Here is a 14,952-nt window from a genome sequence, read left to right as displayed (position 1 = left end):
AGCGTCGGGCCGGGGTGCGGCGCACCTTCCGCAGGAGAAGAGGCATCAGCGGCGGCCCTTCGGGAGGCCGAGCAGGCGCTCGGCGATGATGTCGCGCTGGATCTCGTTGGTGCCGGCGTAGATGGGGCCCGCGAGGGAGAACACGTAGCTCTCCGACCAGTGCGTGTCCGCCCGCTCGCCCTCCTCGCCCAGGAGGTCGAGGGCGGTCTCCTGCAGGGCGATGTCGTACTCGGACCAGAAGACCTTGTTCAGACTGGACTCCGGACCGAGCCGCTCACCCACGGTGGAGCGGGAGGCGGCTCCGTACGTGAAGAGCTGGTAGGCGCGGGCCCCGATCACGGCGTCGGCCACGCGGTCACGGACGAGGGGGTCCTGGCCGCGCTCCCGCCAGAGCGCGGCCAGCCGGTCGGCGGCGGCGAGGAAGCGGCCGGGGGAGCGGAGGGTGAGCCCGCGCTCCTCGGCGGTCGTCGACATGGCGATGCGCCAGCCCTGGCCCGGCTCACCGATCACGTCCTCGTCCGCAACGAAGACCTCGTCGAGGAACAGCTCGGCGAAGGCGGGCTTGCCGTCGAGGCGGCCGACGGGGCGGACCGTGACACCTGGCGCGCGCAGATCGAACATCAGGTACGTCAGCCCCTGATGGGGCTTCGGCAGGCCCGGTTCGCTGCGGAACAGGCCGAACGCCCGGTCCGCGAACGCCGCCCGCGACGACCACGTCTTCTGCCCGCTCAGGAGCCAGCCTCCGTCGGTGCGCACCGCACGCGAGGTGAGCGAGGCCAGGTCGGACCCGGCCTCCGGCTCCGACCACGCCTGCGCCCAGACCGTCTCGCCGGTCGCCATCGGTGGCAGTACCCGCGCCCGCTGCTCCTCGGTGCCGTGGTCGAAGAGCGTGGGGGCGAGGAGGCTGATGCCGTTCTGCCCCACCCGGCCGGGGGCGCCCGCCGCGTAGTACTCCTCCTCGAAGACCAGCCAGCGGAAGATGTCGACACCTCTGCCCCCGTACTCCTCGGGCCACGACACCACCGACCAGCGGTCCGCCGCGAGCGCGGCCTCCCAGGCGCGGTGGGCCGCGAAGCCCTCCTCGGTCTCCAGGGAGGGCAGCGGTTCGGCCGGCACGTGGGCACCGAGCCAGGCACGGGCCTCGGCGCGGAACGCCTCGTCGGCGGGGGAGAGCGTGAGGTCCACCGGTCACCGTCCTTCCGTCCTTCACCGGCATGCGTCGGCTGCCGTTCCCCGGCAGGCGTTCTCCGGCCGCGATTCTTCCCTAACAAGTGTTTGGTAGGTTAGCGTGGCCCTATGACAGACGTCGAGAGCCCGGCGTACGTGCCCGGTCACGGACTGTTGCGAGGGCGCACGGCGGTCGTGACCGCGGCCGCGGGCGCCGGGATCGGCGGGGCAACCGCGCGCCGGTTCCTTCAGGAGGGTGCGCGCGTCCTGATCAGCGACGCGCACGTCCGGCGGCTCAAGGAGTACGAGGAGGAGCTGGCCGGGGAGTTCGGCGAGCACGCCGTCGGCGCCCAGCCGTGCGACGTCACAGACGAGACCCAGGTCCAGGCGCTCTTCGACGCGGCCCGGAGCCGGCACGGCGGCCTCGACATCGTGGTCAACAACGCGGGACTCGGCGGTACCGCCCCGCTCGTCGAGATGACCGACGAGCAGTGGTCGCGGGTGCTGGACGTGACGCTGAACGGCACGTTCCGGTGTGTACGGGCCGCCCTGCGGGCCTTCGGCGAGTCAGGCGTGAGCGGCCGTGGCGGCGTGATCGTGAACAACGCCTCCGTGATCGGCTGGCGCGCCCAGGCCGGCCAGGCCCACTACGCGGCCGCGAAGGCGGGTGTCATGGCACTGACCCGGTGCGCGGCCCTGGAGGCCGCCGAGTACGGGGTCCGGGTCAACGCGGTCGCGCCGAGCCTCGCCATGCACCCGCACCTCGTGAAGGTGACGACCCCCGAGCTGCTCGCCGAGCTGACGGCACGGGAGGCCTTCGGCCGGTACGCCGAACCCTGGGAGGTCGCCAACGTGATCGTCTTCCTGGCCTCCGGCTACTCGTCCTACATGACCGGCGAGGTCGTCGCCGTCAGCAGCCAACACCCCTAGGACCACAATGTGTCCGTGCCTACGAAGCCTACGAAGCCACCGAAGCCCGCGAAGAAAAAGCCCGAGGTGACCGCCGTACCGGAACGGCGGCGCGAACTTCTCGACACCGCCGCCGAGGTCTTCGCCGAGCAGGGCTACAACGCCACCACCGTCCGTAAGATCGCCGATCACGCCGGGATGCTCGCAGGCAGCCTCTACTACCACTTCGACTCCAAGGAATCGATGCTGGAGGAGATCCTGCGGACCTTCCTCGACGAACTCTGGGACGGCTACGACGCGGTCCTGGACGCCGCACTCGGGCCCCGGGAGACCCTGGAGGCCCTGGTCACCGAGTCCTTCCGGGAGATCGACCGGCACCGCGCCGCCGTCGCCATCTACCAGAAGGAGTCCAAACAGCTCGCCCCGCAGGAGCGCTTCGCGTTCCTCGCCGAGTCGCAGCGCAAATTCGAGAAGGCATGGCTGTCCACGCTGGAGCGCGGGGTCGCCGCCGAGGTGTTCCGGGCCGACCTCGACATCCGGCTCACCTACCGGTTCGTACGCGACACGGTGTGGGTCGCCGCCTCCTGGTACCGGCCCGGCGGACAGCACAGCCCGGAGGAGATCGCCCGCCAGTACCTGTCGATGGTGCTGGACGGAATCGCCGTACGCGAATAGTTGTTTCCGCTGTTGAACCCAGGGAGCCGACATGGCCGAGGCCTACATCGTCGAAGCGGTCCGCACGCCCGTCGGGCGGCGCGGGGGAGGCCTGGCCGGGGTCCACCCGGCCGACCTCGGGGCGCACGTCCTCAAGGAACTGGTCACCCGCTCCGGAATCGACCCGGCCGCCGTCGAGGACGTGGTCTTCGGCTGCCTGGACACGGTCGGGCCGCAGGCCGGCGACATCGCCCGTACCTGCTGGCTCGCCGCCGGACTGCCCGAGGAGGTGCCGGGCGTGACCGTCGACCGCCAGTGCGGCTCCTCCCAGCAGGCCGTGCACTTCGCCGCGCAGGCCGTCCTGTCCGGCACCCAGGACCTGGTCGTCGCGGGCGGCGTCCAGAACATGTCGATGGTCCCCATCGCCTTCGCCTCCCGCCAGGCCGCCGTACCGCTAGGCCTCACCGAGGGACCCTTCGCCGGCAGCGAGGGCTGGCGCGCCCGCTACGGGGAGAAGCCCGTGAACCAGTTCGCCGGCGCCGAGATGATCGCCGCCAAGTGGGGCATCAGCCGCCGCGACCAGGAGGAGTACGCCTTGCGCTCCCACCAGCGGGCGATCCGGGCCATCGACGAGGGCCGCTTCGAGCGCGAGACCGTCCCCTACGGGGACGTCACGACCGACGAGGGCCCGCGTCGCGACACCTCGCTGGAGAAGATGGCCGGCCTGAAGCCGGTGATCGACGGCGGCACGATCACCGCCGCCTGCTCCTCGCAGGTCTCCGACGGCGCCGCCGCGCTGCTCCTCGCCTCGGAGCGTGCCGTACAAGAACACGCTCTGACCCCGCGCGCCCGCGTCCACCACCTCTCCGTACGCGGCGAGGACCCCATCCGCATGCTCACCGCCCCCATCCCGGCGACCGCGCACGCCCTGAAGAAGACCGGACTCTCCCTCGACGCCATCGACCTAGTCGAGATCAACGAGGCCTTCGCGCCCGTCGTCCTGGCGTGGCTGAAGGAGACCGGCGCCGACCCGGACAAGGTCAACACCAACGGCGGCGCCATCGCCCTCGGCCACCCCCTGGGCGCCACCGGCGCCAAGCTGATGACGACCCTCCTGCACGAACTCGAACGCACCGGCGCCCGCTACGGCCTCCAGACGATGTGCGAGGGCGGAGGCCAGGCGAACGTGACGATCATCGAACGCCTCTGAGAGCTTCCAGGGACTTCAGCGCCTCCTCCGCCTCCGCCATGATCCGCTCCACCAGCTCCGCGCACGACGGCAGGTCGTCGATCACCCCGGCGACCTGCCCCGACGCCATCACCCCGAGATCCGTACGGCCCTCCACCATCGACGCCTTGAGCAGCATCGGGGTGTTCGCGGCGAGCAGGACCTGGCTCCAGGCGAGGTCCTTGCCGTGCCGCAGGGCGAGCCCGTCGCGGACCATCTCCCGCCAGGTCAGCCCCGACAACCGGCGGAAGCCGGCCGCCCGCCGGACGGCCCGCACCAGCGCCCGCGTGCGTCCCGCCCGCTCCAGCGAGTCCACGAACTGCGTCCGCAACATGCGGTGCGGCAGCCCGTCCACGGCCGTGGTGACCGTGACGTCCCGGACGGTCGCCGCGAGGTACTTCGCCTTCACCGGGCCGGGAACCGTCGAGTCCGAGGTCAGCAGGAACCGCGTGCCCATGGCGATGCCCGCCGCACCGAACGCCAGCGCCGCCACCAGGCCCCGCCCGTCGTGGAACCCGCCCGCCGCCACCACCGGTATGTCCACGGCGTCGACCACCTGGGGAAGCAGCACGGTCGTCGCCACCTCCCCGGTGTGCCCGCCACCTTCGCCTCCCTGCACGATCACCGCGTCCGCACCCCACGCCGCCACCTTCTCCGCGTGTCTGCGGGCGCCTATGGAGGGGATGACGACCACACCGGCGTCCTTGAGCTCGGCGATCAGCTCCCTGGACGGCGCCAGCGCGAACGACGCCACGCGCACGCCCTCCTCGATGATGATCCGCACCCGGTCCGGGGCGTCCCCCGCGTCGGCCCGGAGGTTCACCCCGAAGGGCGCGTCGGTGCGGGACCTCACCTCCCTGGTGGCGTCGCGGAGTTGGTCGAGCGTCATCGTCGCGGACGCCAGGATGCCGAGCGCGCCCGCGTTCGCCGCGGCGGAGACCAGGCGGGGCCCCGCCACCCAGCCCATGCCGGTCTGCACGACGGGATGACGGACGCCGACGAGCCGGGTGAGCGCGGTGTCCATCAGCGGCCCGCCCCTCCGGCCGCCGTGGGGGCCGTCCCTCCGGCCGAGGGGTCCGGGACCTCCCGTTCCCTGGTGCCCTTCGGGTCCAGCACCTCGCGGATCAGCCGCAGTTCCTCCGGCGCCGGTTCACGAGTCAGGGGAACGTCCTCGGGCACGGTCAGCCCGAACCCCGTCGCCTCCTCCACCTGCTCCACGGTCACCCCCGGGTGCAGCGAGGCCAGGCGCATCGAGCGGTCCGGTGTCGCGAAGTCGAAGACACCGAGGTCGGACACCACACGGGGGATGCGGTGGAAACGGCCGGTGACGGCGTGCTCGGCCACACGGTCGTACCCCACCCCGCACACCATGTCGACCTTCTCGACGAAGACCCGCCGGGAGTGCCTCGGTATCCAGTAACTGGTCGGGTTGTTCAGCGTGTTGACCGGAGCGCCCCGCACCCCGAGCAACTGCCGGCGGGGCCTGGCCCAGTCGCCGATGCACGAGATGTTCTGGTTGCCGTACCGGTCGATCTGGCTGGCGCCCATCATGACGTGCCGTCTGCCGCCGGTGACCAGGGTCAGGTGCCTGCGGTACGGCAGCCAGCCCTCCGGAGTCCCGTCCGGCCGGACGAGCATCGCCTCACCGTCGGTCAGCAGCAGATCCCGGGCGAAGGTCAGCCTGGCCAGCCGCGCGCCCACGGACGGGATCAGGCCCATGGGGCTCGCGAGGATCTCCCCGGCACCCCGCCATGCCTCCGCACAGGCGATCACGCAGTACTCGGCACGGGTCACGGCCGTCATGTCCCCTCCCTCCCCTCGCGCTTGTCCTCGTGCGCCGTCCCGTTCCCGCGCTTGGTGTCCTCGTGCTCCGCGCGCCAGGTTCGCACGGCGCGCTGGTAGTCCTCCTCGCCCCCGGTGAGGAACCGCTCGGCGAACTCCGGCCACGGTGTGCTCGTGTAGTGCTTCTGGAAGGCCTCGTCCCGGCCGTGATCGGGCGCGCACGACGTGAAGTGGGCGCCGTTCGGCGCTTCGACGACACCCGACACCGTGTGCCGCCCCACCAGCAGCGTCTGGGGCGCCGCCTCCTTCGTCAGCTCCGCCGTGTCCACGATGCGCTCGCACGACACGTACGCGCGGTCGGCGGCCTCACAGAAGAGGTCGTCGAAATAAGGGTCCGGGCCCAGGTACTGCCCGTTGCCGAGGCGGTCGGCGCGGCTCAGGTGGACGAACGCGGCGTCCATTCGCAGGGCTGGCATGGCGACGAACGTCTCCCCGTCCTCGTAGGGCGACCGGACCGTCCGTAACCCGGGGTTGACCCGCATCACGTCCGAGCCGACGCCGGCGCGCACCGGCAGGAACGGAAGCCGGTTCGCGGCCGCGTGCAGCCCCCACATGAACATCGCCTCGTCGACCTCCGTCAGCTCGAAGGCCCCGCGCTCGCGGGCCGCGCGGTAGTGCGGTTCGAGCGGGATCGAGTCGAGGGTCACGAACGCGGCGACCAGCTTTCGTATGCGCCCGGCCGCCGCGAGCATGCCCACGTCGGGGCCGCCGTACGAGACGACGGTGAGGTCGGTGATGTCCGAGCGCAGCAGCGCCCGCACCAGGGCCATCGGTTTACGGCGCGAGCCCCAGCCGCCGATGCCGAGGGTCATGCCGCTCTCCAGCCGGGAGACGACCTCGTCGGCGGTCATCGTCTTGTCAGCCATGGTCACCCACCTGTGCCCCCTGTCCCCCCTGTGTCCCGAAGGTGTCCCGGACCCGGTCGCCCACTCCACTGAGGCTCGCCTCGAAGGTGAAGCCCTGCTCGAAGCGGTAGCTGCGGCGGACGTCGACCGGGTCGATGCCGTTGATGGCGGCCTTGGCGAGCCGGATCAGCCGGCCGTCCTTGGCGGCTATCTCGCGGGCCAGCTCCAGTGCGGCCGAACGCAGTGCGTCTCGCGGCACGACCCGCCACACCGACCCGTGCGCGTGCAGCTCGGCCGCCGTCGCCGTGCGCGACGTGTAGTACAGGGCGCGCATCAGGTGCTGCGGGACCAGCCGCGCCAGGTGCGTGGCCGCGCCCAGCGCGCCGCGGTCCAGCTCCGGCAGGCCGAATGTGGCGTCCTCGCTCGCCACGATCGCGTCCGCGTTCCCCACCAGGCCTATACCGCCGCCCAGACAGAAGCCGTGCACCTGAGCGACCACGGGTACCTCGCACTCGTACACCGCGGCGAAGGCCTCCGCGCAGCCCTGGTTGGCACCCGCCAGGGCCGGGCCGCCCTGCGCCTGTATCTCCTTGATGTCCACCCCCGCGTTGAACCCGCGTCCCCCGGCCGCCAGCACCACACAGCGGACGTCGGCATCGCGGCCGGCCGCGCGCACGGCCCCGGCCAGCTCGAACCAGCCGCGCACCGGCAGCGCGTTCACCGGCGGGAAGTCGACTGTGACGACGGAAATCCCCTTTTCCGGGGACGAGGTGGAGACACCCATCAGATCGTCAGCTACCTTTCCACCAAACGTTTGTTAGGTTCGATGTCGAAGGTAGCAGCGAACGCGAGCCCGCGGGAGAGCCTGTGGACAACTCCGGACAGCGAGCAGTGCCGCCGGTCGGCAAGGGGCTGAGGGGGAAAGTCGTCGTCGTCACCGGAGGCACCCGCGGCGTCGGCGCCGGGATCGCGCGTGCCTTCGCCGAGGCGGGTGCCGACACCGTGGTCTGTGCGCGCAGACCGCCGGAAGGACCCGTGGACGGAACGGAGTTCGTCCCGGTCGACGTCCGGGACCCCGACGCCGTACACCGCTTGTTCGACGGCCTGCCCCGCGTCGACGTCCTCGTCAACAACGCGGGCGGCTCCCCGTACCGCCCGCTGGCCCACGGCGATACGGGCAGCGACGCCCGGCGCCAAGCCCGCGTCATCGAGCTCAACCTCACCGCACCGCTGACCGTCTCGCTCGCCGCGTACGAGCACCTCAAGCGGGCCAGAGGCTCCATCGTGATGATCGGCAGCGTGAGCGGGGCACGCCCCTCGCCCGGGACGGCGGCATACGGCGCGGCCAAGGCGGGACTGGACCACCTGGCCCGCTCGATGGCCGTGGAGTGGGCCCCGGACATCCGCGTGAACACACTCGTCCTCGGCATGGTCCGCACCGAACTGTCCCACCTCCACTACGGCGACGAGGACGGTGTCGCGGCGGTCGCGCGCACGGTCCCGCTGGGCCGGCTGGCCGAGCCGTCCGACGTCGGCGAGGCCGCCGTCTTCCTCGCCTCGGACGCGGCGGCCTACATCACCGGGGCGTCGCTCCTCGTCCACGGCGGCGGCGAACGACCGGCCTTCCTCGACGCCGCGACCGTCAACCAACCGACCGGGAAAGGGGAACCGGGATGAGCGCACGCCGGATCTGTGAGGGGCGCGTTGTCGTCGTCACCGGCGCGGGGCGCGGGCTGGGGCGCGCCCACGCCCTGGCGTACGCCGCCGAGGGTGCCCGTGTCGTCGTCAACGACCTGGGCGTCGGCCTCGACGGCACACCGGGACCGGACGGCCCGGCGGCCCGGGTCGCCGACGAGATCCGCGCGGCCGGCGGCGAGGCGGTCGCCCACGGCGGCGACATCGCCACGACCGCGGGCGCCGCGTCCCTCGTACGCGCCGCCCTGGAGACGTACGGCCGGCTCGACACCCTCGTCAACAACGCCGGTTTCCTGCGCGACCGGATGCTCGTCAACCTCGACGAGGACGACTGGGACGCCGTTCTGCGCGTCCATCTGAAGGGGCACTTCCTGCCGCTGAAGCACGCGGCCGCCCACTGGCGGGCCGAGGCCAAGGCGGGGCGGGCACCGGTGGCCCGGGTCGTCAACACCAGTAGCGGGGCGGGCCTGCTGGGCTCGGTCGGTCAGGGCAACTACAGCGCGGCGAAGGCCGGGATCGTCGGGCTGACCCTGGTCGCGGCGGCCGAACTCGCGCGCTACGGGGTCCAGGTGAACGCCATCGCTCCCGCGGCGCGCACCCGTATGACGGAACACACCTTCGCGGAGACGATGGCCGCACCCGACCACGGCTTCGACGCCATGGCCCCGGAGAACGTCTCACCCCTGGTCGTGTGGCTGGGCTCGGCGGCGAGCGCGGGCGTCACCGGGAGGGTCTTCGAGGCCGAGGGCGGTCGCATCACGGTCATGGAGGGCTGGCGACCGGGACCGACGGCCGACAAGGGGGCACGCTGGACCCCGGCCGACGCGGGCGACGCGGCCCGCGAGCTCCTGGCCGAGGCGGAGCTTCCGAGGCCGGTGTACGGGGCCGGGTGACGTGACCGTCGTGCGGCCCGAGCTTCCCCGGATGGGGCGTTCACACGGCGGGCGGGGTGTCCGGGAGACCGCGAGTGCCGTCGGGGAACGGGGGACCGGACCACCACGGCCCACCCTCGGCAGCGGGGCCGGTCGTCGGCGACGGCCCTTCAGCCGGTGTGACCAGAGGGCTGTCGCGTTCGACACGGGCGTCCTCGACACGGCCCGACTCCAGGAGCCGCACGATCTCCGCGTGCCCGGTCTGCTGGTCGTTGCCCGCCACCGTCCTGCCGTCGGTGCGGAGTTCGACCACGACGGTGATGCCGCCGTCCTCGGGCACGCGCCGGGTCGTCACCTCGTGGCCCGGTCCGTACGTCCGTTCCAGGCCGGCGCGCAGTTCCGACGCCACGTCGACCGTCAGCCAGCGGCGAGCCTCCGTGAGGGCCTCCTCGCGCGCGTGGGCGCCGTGTTCCAGCAGTGCGCGCACGCATGGCAGGGAGCCCCGGCGGGCCGCCGCGACGAGCGGGGGTTCGCCCGTCGGGGCGGGGCGGTTCGGGTCCGCGCCGTACTCCAGGAGCGCCGCTACCACCCCGGACTTGCCCCGCTGCACGGCCCACGTCAGCGCGGTGAAGCCCAGCTCCTCCTCCAGGTCGGCGGTCGCCCCGGCGGCCAGCAGGGCACGGACGACCTGGGTGTGTCCGCCGCAGGCCGCGCCGCACAGCGGGGAGTCCGTACCCGCGCTGAGGCGGTCCGGGTCGGCGCCCGCCGCCAGCAGCAGGCGCGTGATGCCGGGCGCGTCGCTGACCGCTGTCAGATACAGGACCGACTGGCCGTCCTCGTCCGTCGCCTCGGGGCTCACGCCGGCCCGCAGCAGCCGTACGACCGCGTCCTCGTCACCCTCGTACACCGCCGTGAAGAGACCTGGTCCGGTCGGCGGCTCGTACTCGTTCATACCTTCCGAGCCTCGCTCGCCCGTTCTGCTTTCGCCAAAGGCTCACGGTATGACGTCGTTCACCGGCAGCGCGGTTCTCACGTGTCGCACTCCAGCACCGTCCGGCACAACCCGCAGCGGGCGCGGACCCGGCCACGGACGGGGACCCTGATGCGCTGGTGGCAGGTGGGGCAGGGAAAGGAGACGCGCAGCGGGCCCAGGCCGTCGGGGGTGAACGCGTACGGGGCGCCCGGCAATGGGCCCGGCCGGCGGTGTTCCTGGGCGTTTCTCCGGTCCTGGGCGTTTCCCCGGTCCTGGGCGTTCTCGCGGTCCTGGGCGTTCTCGCGGTCCTGGGCGTTCTCGCGGTCCTGGGCATGGCGCCGGTCCTTGGCGTAGCGGCGGCGGCCCGCCCATCCGGCGGCGGTCAGGGGCGGCTGCTGCTCGTCGCGGCGGGCCCGGGCCGCGCCCTTGGTGTACGCGGTGTACGCCTGTGGGCTGGTGAACCAGATCGACGGGTCCTCGCCGAACAGCGACGCCCTCTTGGCGAGCACGTAGCCGAACTCCTCCGGGGTGAGATAGCCGAGCTTCTGCGAGGAGTCCCGGTCCTCCCGGAAGGCGTCCAGCAGGAGCCAGCCGGCGCCCAGGTAGGTCGTGGCCGTGTCCGTGAGGACCTCGTTGTCGCGGGTGCCGGGGAACGACAGGCCGAGTCGGTGCAGGTAGACGTGCATCACCTCGTGGGCGAGGGCGGCGCCGATGTCCCTGCGGTGGGTGCGGAAGCGGTCGTTGAGCTCGATGAAGTACTCGGGGCCCGCGGTCAGCTCGACGTTCGCCGCGTGGGTCATCTCGCGGAAGCTGATGATCATCCGGGTGTCGGGCAACCGGAAGTGCCGGACGATCTCGCGGGCGACGCGCTGGGCGCCCAGATGGAGGTCGTCCGTGTCGCAGAAGGCCACGTCGACGGGGGCCACGCTGGTGGCGAAGGTGCGGATCGTGTCGTACGAGAGGCGCTTGTACAACGCGGTGATCGACTCCCGCACGGTGTCCAGGTGCGGGTAGCCGTGCTGGACAGGTCCGCCGTTCGCCACGTCCATACCCCCATGACGCCTCGATACGCCTCCACTCTAAGTCGACGCGATGGAGGTCCGGCGGGTTGGCGACCGGCGCGTGGTGGCGCGTTTCCGCCCCTTGTGGCGGGTGGGGCGGATCTTCATACTTCACACAACGTTCTGACAGGTACCTGACCGTCACTGGTCGCCGTGGCATGTCATGGACCTGACATACGCGCTCCACCCCCCACGAAAGGACAGTCCGTTGAAGAAGCTGTTCTCCTTCCTCAAGAGAGCCGCGGTGGCCGGAGCCGCCGCCCTCGCCGTCGTCAGCCTCCAGCCGGTCAGTGCGAACGCCGCGCCCAGTCCGGTCGTGGGCGGAACCCGTGCCGCGCAGGGCGAGTTCCCGTTCATGGTCCGGCTCTCCATGGGCTGTGGAGGCGCCCTCTACACCCAGCAGATCGTGCTGACCGCCGCGCACTGTGTGAGCGGTTCCGGCAACAACACCAGCATCACCGCGACCGCCGGTGTCGTGGACCTGCAGTCCACCAGCGGCCGCGTCCAGGTCCGCTCCACCAAGGTGCTCCGGGCGCCCGGCTACAACGGCACCGGCAAGGACTGGGCGCTCATCAAGCTCGCCCAGCCGATCAACCTGCCGACCCTGAAGATCGCCACGACCTCGCAGTACAACGCGGGTGACTTCACCGTCGCCGGGTGGGGCGCGGCACGCGAGGGCGGCGCACAGCAGCGCTACCTGCTCAAGGCCACCGTGCCGTTCGTCAGTGACTCGACCTGCAAGGCCTACGGCGGCCTCTACGACGACCTCGTCCCCGGCGAGGAGATCTGCGCGGGCTTCCCGCAGGGCGGCGTCGACACCTGCCAGGGTGACTCCGGCGGCCCCATGTTCCGCAAGGACAACGCCGGTGCCTGGATCCAGGTCGGCATCGTCAGCTGGGGAGAGGGCTGCGCCCGTCCCAACGCCCCCGGTGTCTACACCGAGGTGTCCACCTTCGCGTCGGCCATAGCCCAGGCGGCGTCCACGCTGTGAGGGACAGGTCCGGGCTGTGACGGACGCGTCCCGCTGTGATGGACTCGTCCGCGCTGTGATGGACATGTCCCATGTGACGGGCGCATCCGCACCGTGACGCGGACGTCCGTCCCGTCAACGACCGACGCGTCCACGCCTTGATCGACGCATCCTCGCCATGACCTCGGCGTCGACGCTGGGCGGGCGCGTCCACGCCAGGACGGGTGGGTCCAGGCCATGACCTCGCGTCCACGCCAGGACAGGCGCGTCCACACCAGGCCGGCGCCTCCGCGCCACGACCGACGCGTCCGCGCCGTGACGCAAGCGGCGTCCGCCACCACGCCACGGTGGCGGACGCCCTCCCAAGGACCGGCCACCGGCCACCGGCTCCCGCGCGGGGGAGCCGGTGGCCGGTTCCGTCGTACGAGCGGGAAAATGCGTCGGCGTCAGCCGCCACCCCTGCGAGACTCACCCCATGACCACCGAACGGCACCTCGCCCCCACCGCGTCCCTGCAGGTCGGCGCCCAGGACGACGAGCTGGAGCAGCGGCTCGACGACGAGCTCACCGCCTTCAACGCCGACGCGACCGGAGCCGGCCGGCCGGACGAGTTCTCCGTCCGGCTGACCGACGCGGACGGGGAACTGGCCGGCGGCCTCACCGGCTGGATCTGGGGCAGTCTCTGCGCCGTCAGCATGCTGTGGGTGCGCGAGGACCTCCGGCGCGAGGGCTGGGGCGCCAGGCTCATGAAGGCGGCGGAGGAGGAGGGCACGCGGCGCGGGTGCACCGACATGACCGTCTCCTCCTTCACCTTCCAGGCCCCGGACTTCTACCGCAAGCAGGGCTACCGCGAGACCGGCCGCAGCGAGGGCATCCCCGGCGGCAACGAGGACGTGCACTTCCACAAGTCGCTGGTGGCCTCCTGAAGCTCCAGCACCCACAGGTCGTTCACGCCCTCGCGCAGCACCGGACCGGGCACGTACAGCTCGTCCTGCGGCCCCACGGACCAGTAACGGCCCAGATTGAAGCCGTTGACCCAGACGAAGCCCCGCGTCCAGCCCGGGAGCCTCAGGAGCGCGTCGCCGGCCCCGCGCACCTCGAACGTGCCCCGGTACAGCCCGGGGGCGCCCTCCTCGGGCAGCTCCCGAAGCGGCACGCCCTCGACGTCGTCCAGCGCGTCGAGGCGCAGCCCACGCGCGCGTACGCCGTGCACGAACGCCCGCTCGTGCAGGACGCCCCCGGTGATGCCCTTCGACTCGCCGAGCCGGGGCCCGTAATTGGCCCTCCCGAGGGACTCCACCCACAGCTCCACGCGCGCGTGCCCCGCGACAGGCTCCTTGAGCTGAGGCTCGTCCTCGGTGAGTACCCCGGCCCGCTCCCCGTCGACGTACACCACGGCCAGATCACGCAGCCCGCGCGCGAGAAGCGGATACGGCTCCCTGGGGCCGGGGATCTCCACGGAGTAGCGCACCAGGCCCCGGTTCACGTCCAGTTCCTCGAACGTGGCCGGTATCGGTGCCTCGACCTCCGGGCCGCCGCGCGCCTGAAGGACGTCCTCCAGCGGCGCCCACGCGGTGAGTCGTGCCGTGGTGGCCTCGCTCAGGGGCGCGGGCGCGGGCGGGACGTCCGGCAGAGGGCCGTCCGCGTACTCCGCGAGGATCTCCCGGAAGCGCCAGAACTTCTCGGTGGGGCGCCCGTACTCGTCGATCGGCGCGTCGTAGTCGTAGGACGTGACGTCCGGGTGCAGCGGCCCGTCGTGCAGGACTCCGCCGCCCCGGTTCGCGCCCGCCCAGCCCGCGAAGTTCGTTCCGCCGTGCGCCATGTACAGGTTCACCGAGGCGCCGTGCTCCAGGATCTCGCGCAGCGACCGCGCGGCGTCCTCGGCGTCCCGGGCGGCCGGCTCGCCGCCCCAGTGGGTGAACCAGCCGCACCACCACTCCATGCACATCAGCGGGCCCGTGGGGCGGTGCCTGCGCAGCACGTCGAACGCCTCCCGCGCGCGGGAGCCGAAGGTGACCGTCGCGAGCAGTCCCGGGACCGAGCCGCCGGTGAGCATGTGGTCCTCCGGGCCGTCCGTGGTGCACAGCGGCACGGTCACGCCCTCGGCACGGAACAGGTCGACCAGCCGGCGCAGGTACACCTGGTCGGTGCCGTAGCTGCCGTACTCGTTCTCGACCTGCACCATGATCACCGGTCCGCCCCGGTCGATCTGCCGGGGCACGACCTGGCCCAGCAGGTGCCGGAACCAGCGCTCCACCGGCTCCAGGAAGCGCTCGTCCCGGGTGCGCGGCTGACCTGTCACCCAGTGCGGCAGCCCGCCGTTCTCCCACTCCGCGCAGATGTACGGCCCCGGGCGCACGATCGCCCACAGCCCCGCCTCCCGGGCGGCGTCCAGGAACCGGCCCAGCTGCCCCACCTCACGGAACTCGCCGGGGCGCGGTTCGTGGAAGTTCCACGGGACGTACGTCTCCACGCAGTTGAGGCCCATCGCCCGCAGCATCGCCAGGCGGTGGCCCCAGTGCTCCTCGTGCACCCGGAAGTAGTGCAGCGCGCCCGACAGCAGCCGCACCGGGCGGCCGTCCAGCAGGAAGTCGCCGTCTCCGACCCTGAACTCACGGTCTTCGGCGCTGAACTGGCTGTTTGCGACCCTGATTTCGCCCATGGCCCCACCCTCACCCTGGCGGCGACCGGAGTCCATGGACAAAGATCGACCGACCCTTGGACGAAAGTGAGGGCA

At 72.0% G+C, this 14,952-nt stretch carries 15 protein-coding genes; 7 read left to right on the top strand and 8 right to left on the bottom strand.

Annotated elements, in window-relative coordinates:
- Positions 1 to 45 precede the first annotated feature (45 nt).
- A complete protein-coding gene (locus ACZ49J_RS11895) occupies positions 46 to 1,185 on the bottom strand; it encodes an acyl-CoA dehydrogenase family protein (RefSeq protein WP_467451375.1) in 1,140 nt (379 codons plus the stop codon).
- Between the two features lie 111 nt (positions 1,186 to 1,296).
- On the opposite strand from ACZ49J_RS11895, the gene ACZ49J_RS11890 reads away from it, so the two are divergent.
- The 3 genes from ACZ49J_RS11890 to ACZ49J_RS11880 are packed head-to-tail and all read left to right on the top strand — an operon-like array spanning position 1,297 to position 3,940.
- Entirely contained in the window at positions 1,297 to 2,097 is an 801-nt protein-coding gene (locus ACZ49J_RS11890) for an SDR family oxidoreductase (protein ID WP_467451374.1), read from the top strand.
- A 15-nt stretch (positions 2,098 to 2,112) separates the two neighbouring features.
- Complete coding sequence (locus ACZ49J_RS11885; protein WP_467451373.1) at positions 2,113 to 2,751, top strand: TetR/AcrR family transcriptional regulator; 639 nt, start codon at positions 2,113 to 2,115, stop codon at positions 2,749 to 2,751.
- Positions 2,752 to 2,782: 31 nt separating this feature from the next.
- Entirely contained in the window at positions 2,783 to 3,940 is a 1,158-nt protein-coding gene (locus ACZ49J_RS11880; protein ID WP_467451372.1) for an acetyl-CoA C-acetyltransferase, read from the top strand.
- Here the strand turns inward: ACZ49J_RS11880 and ACZ49J_RS11875 are convergent.
- The 4 genes from ACZ49J_RS11875 to ACZ49J_RS11860 are packed head-to-tail and all read right to left on the bottom strand — an operon-like array spanning position 3,924 to position 7,429.
- Positions 3,924 to 4,982: an NAD(P)H-dependent flavin oxidoreductase gene (locus ACZ49J_RS11875; RefSeq protein WP_467451371.1), complete on the bottom strand. Its 1,059-nt coding sequence runs from the start codon at positions 4,980 to 4,982 to the stop codon at positions 3,924 to 3,926. The genes ACZ49J_RS11880 and ACZ49J_RS11875 overlap by 17 nt on opposite strands.
- A complete protein-coding gene (locus ACZ49J_RS11870; protein WP_467451370.1) occupies positions 4,982 to 5,761 on the bottom strand; it encodes a CoA-transferase subunit beta in 780 nt (259 codons plus the stop codon). The genes ACZ49J_RS11875 and ACZ49J_RS11870 overlap by 1 nt, the downstream gene beginning before the upstream one ends.
- Complete coding sequence (locus ACZ49J_RS11865) at positions 5,758 to 6,666, bottom strand: CoA transferase subunit A (RefSeq protein WP_467451369.1); 909 nt, start codon at positions 6,664 to 6,666, stop codon at positions 5,758 to 5,760. Before ACZ49J_RS11865 ends, ACZ49J_RS11870 begins: the two co-directional genes overlap by 4 nt.
- Complete coding sequence (locus ACZ49J_RS11860; protein ID WP_467451368.1) at positions 6,659 to 7,429, bottom strand: enoyl-CoA hydratase family protein; 771 nt, start codon at positions 7,427 to 7,429, stop codon at positions 6,659 to 6,661. The genes ACZ49J_RS11865 and ACZ49J_RS11860 overlap by 8 nt, the downstream gene beginning before the upstream one ends.
- Positions 7,430 to 7,512: 83 nt before the next feature.
- Between ACZ49J_RS11860 and ACZ49J_RS11855 the strand changes: the two genes are divergently transcribed.
- Entirely contained in the window at positions 7,513 to 8,322 is an 810-nt protein-coding gene (locus ACZ49J_RS11855) for an SDR family oxidoreductase (protein WP_467451367.1), read from the top strand.
- The gene (locus ACZ49J_RS11850) at positions 8,319 to 9,233 is read left to right on the top strand and encodes an SDR family oxidoreductase (protein ID WP_467451366.1); all 915 of its coding nucleotides are present in this window, start codon (positions 8,319 to 8,321) and stop codon (positions 9,231 to 9,233) included. The genes ACZ49J_RS11855 and ACZ49J_RS11850 overlap by 4 nt, the downstream gene beginning before the upstream one ends.
- 40 nt (positions 9,234 to 9,273) lie before the next feature.
- Here ACZ49J_RS11850 and ACZ49J_RS11845 read toward each other — a convergent pair whose 3' ends face one another.
- Complete coding sequence (locus tag ACZ49J_RS11845) at positions 9,274 to 10,164, bottom strand: ankyrin repeat domain-containing protein (protein WP_467451365.1); 891 nt, start codon at positions 10,162 to 10,164, stop codon at positions 9,274 to 9,276.
- A gap of 77 nt (positions 10,165 to 10,241) precedes the next feature.
- Positions 10,242 to 11,228 (bottom strand): hypothetical protein, encoded by a 987-nt coding sequence (locus ACZ49J_RS11840; protein WP_467451568.1) that lies wholly within the window; start codon positions 11,226 to 11,228, stop codon positions 10,242 to 10,244.
- 226 nt (positions 11,229 to 11,454) lie between these two features.
- On the opposite strand from ACZ49J_RS11840, the gene ACZ49J_RS11835 reads away from it, so the two are divergent.
- Both ACZ49J_RS11835 and ACZ49J_RS11830 read left to right on the top strand, forming a co-directional pair.
- Complete coding sequence (locus ACZ49J_RS11835; protein WP_467451364.1) at positions 11,455 to 12,237, top strand: S1 family peptidase; 783 nt, start codon at positions 11,455 to 11,457, stop codon at positions 12,235 to 12,237.
- Between the two features lie 454 nt (positions 12,238 to 12,691).
- Complete coding sequence (locus tag ACZ49J_RS11830; RefSeq protein WP_467451363.1) at positions 12,692 to 13,141, top strand: GNAT family N-acetyltransferase; 450 nt, start codon at positions 12,692 to 12,694, stop codon at positions 13,139 to 13,141.
- Here the strand turns inward: ACZ49J_RS11830 and ACZ49J_RS11825 are convergent.
- The gene (locus ACZ49J_RS11825; protein ID WP_467451362.1) at positions 13,060 to 14,877 is read right to left on the bottom strand and encodes a glycoside hydrolase family 35 protein; all 1,818 of its coding nucleotides are present in this window, start codon (positions 14,875 to 14,877) and stop codon (positions 13,060 to 13,062) included. The two genes, ACZ49J_RS11830 and ACZ49J_RS11825, sit on opposite strands and share 82 nt — an antisense overlap.
- Positions 14,878 to 14,952 lie beyond the last annotated feature (75 nt).

The organism is Streptomyces sp. NPDC030840 (genome assembly GCF_055572015.1).
This window is presented reverse-complemented; position numbering and strand designations above follow the sequence as displayed.

What these genes read in the sequence shown, in the direction of transcription:
- ACZ49J_RS11890 (WP_467451374.1), top strand. Translation starts at nt 1,297, where the DNA reads ATGACAGACGTCGAGAGCCCGGCGTACGTGCCCGGTCACGGACTGTTG.
- ACZ49J_RS11880 (WP_467451372.1), top strand. Translation starts at nt 2,783, where the DNA reads ATGGCCGAGGCCTACATCGTCGAAGCGGTCCGCACGCCCGTCGGGCGG.
- ACZ49J_RS11875 (WP_467451371.1), bottom strand. Translation starts at nt 4,982, where the DNA reads ATGGACACCGCGCTCACCCGGCTCGTCGGCGTCCGTCATCCCGTCGTG.
- ACZ49J_RS11870 (WP_467451370.1), bottom strand. Translation starts at nt 5,761, where the DNA reads ATGACGGCCGTGACCCGTGCCGAGTACTGCGTGATCGCCTGTGCGGAG.
- ACZ49J_RS11865 (WP_467451369.1), bottom strand. Translation starts at nt 6,666, where the DNA reads ATGGCTGACAAGACGATGACCGCCGACGAGGTCGTCTCCCGGCTGGAG.
- ACZ49J_RS11860 (WP_467451368.1), bottom strand. Translation starts at nt 7,429, where the DNA reads ATGGGTGTCTCCACCTCGTCCCCGGAAAAGGGGATTTCCGTCGTCACA.
- ACZ49J_RS11850 (WP_467451366.1), top strand. Translation starts at nt 8,319, where the DNA reads ATGAGCGCACGCCGGATCTGTGAGGGGCGCGTTGTCGTCGTCACCGGC.
- ACZ49J_RS11845 (WP_467451365.1), bottom strand. Translation starts at nt 10,164, where the DNA reads ATGAACGAGTACGAGCCGCCGACCGGACCAGGTCTCTTCACGGCGGTG.
- ACZ49J_RS11830 (WP_467451363.1), top strand. Translation starts at nt 12,692, where the DNA reads ATGACCACCGAACGGCACCTCGCCCCCACCGCGTCCCTGCAGGTCGGC.
- ACZ49J_RS11825 (WP_467451362.1), bottom strand. Translation starts at nt 14,877, where the DNA reads ATGGGCGAAATCAGGGTCGCAAACAGCCAGTTCAGCGCCGAAGACCGT.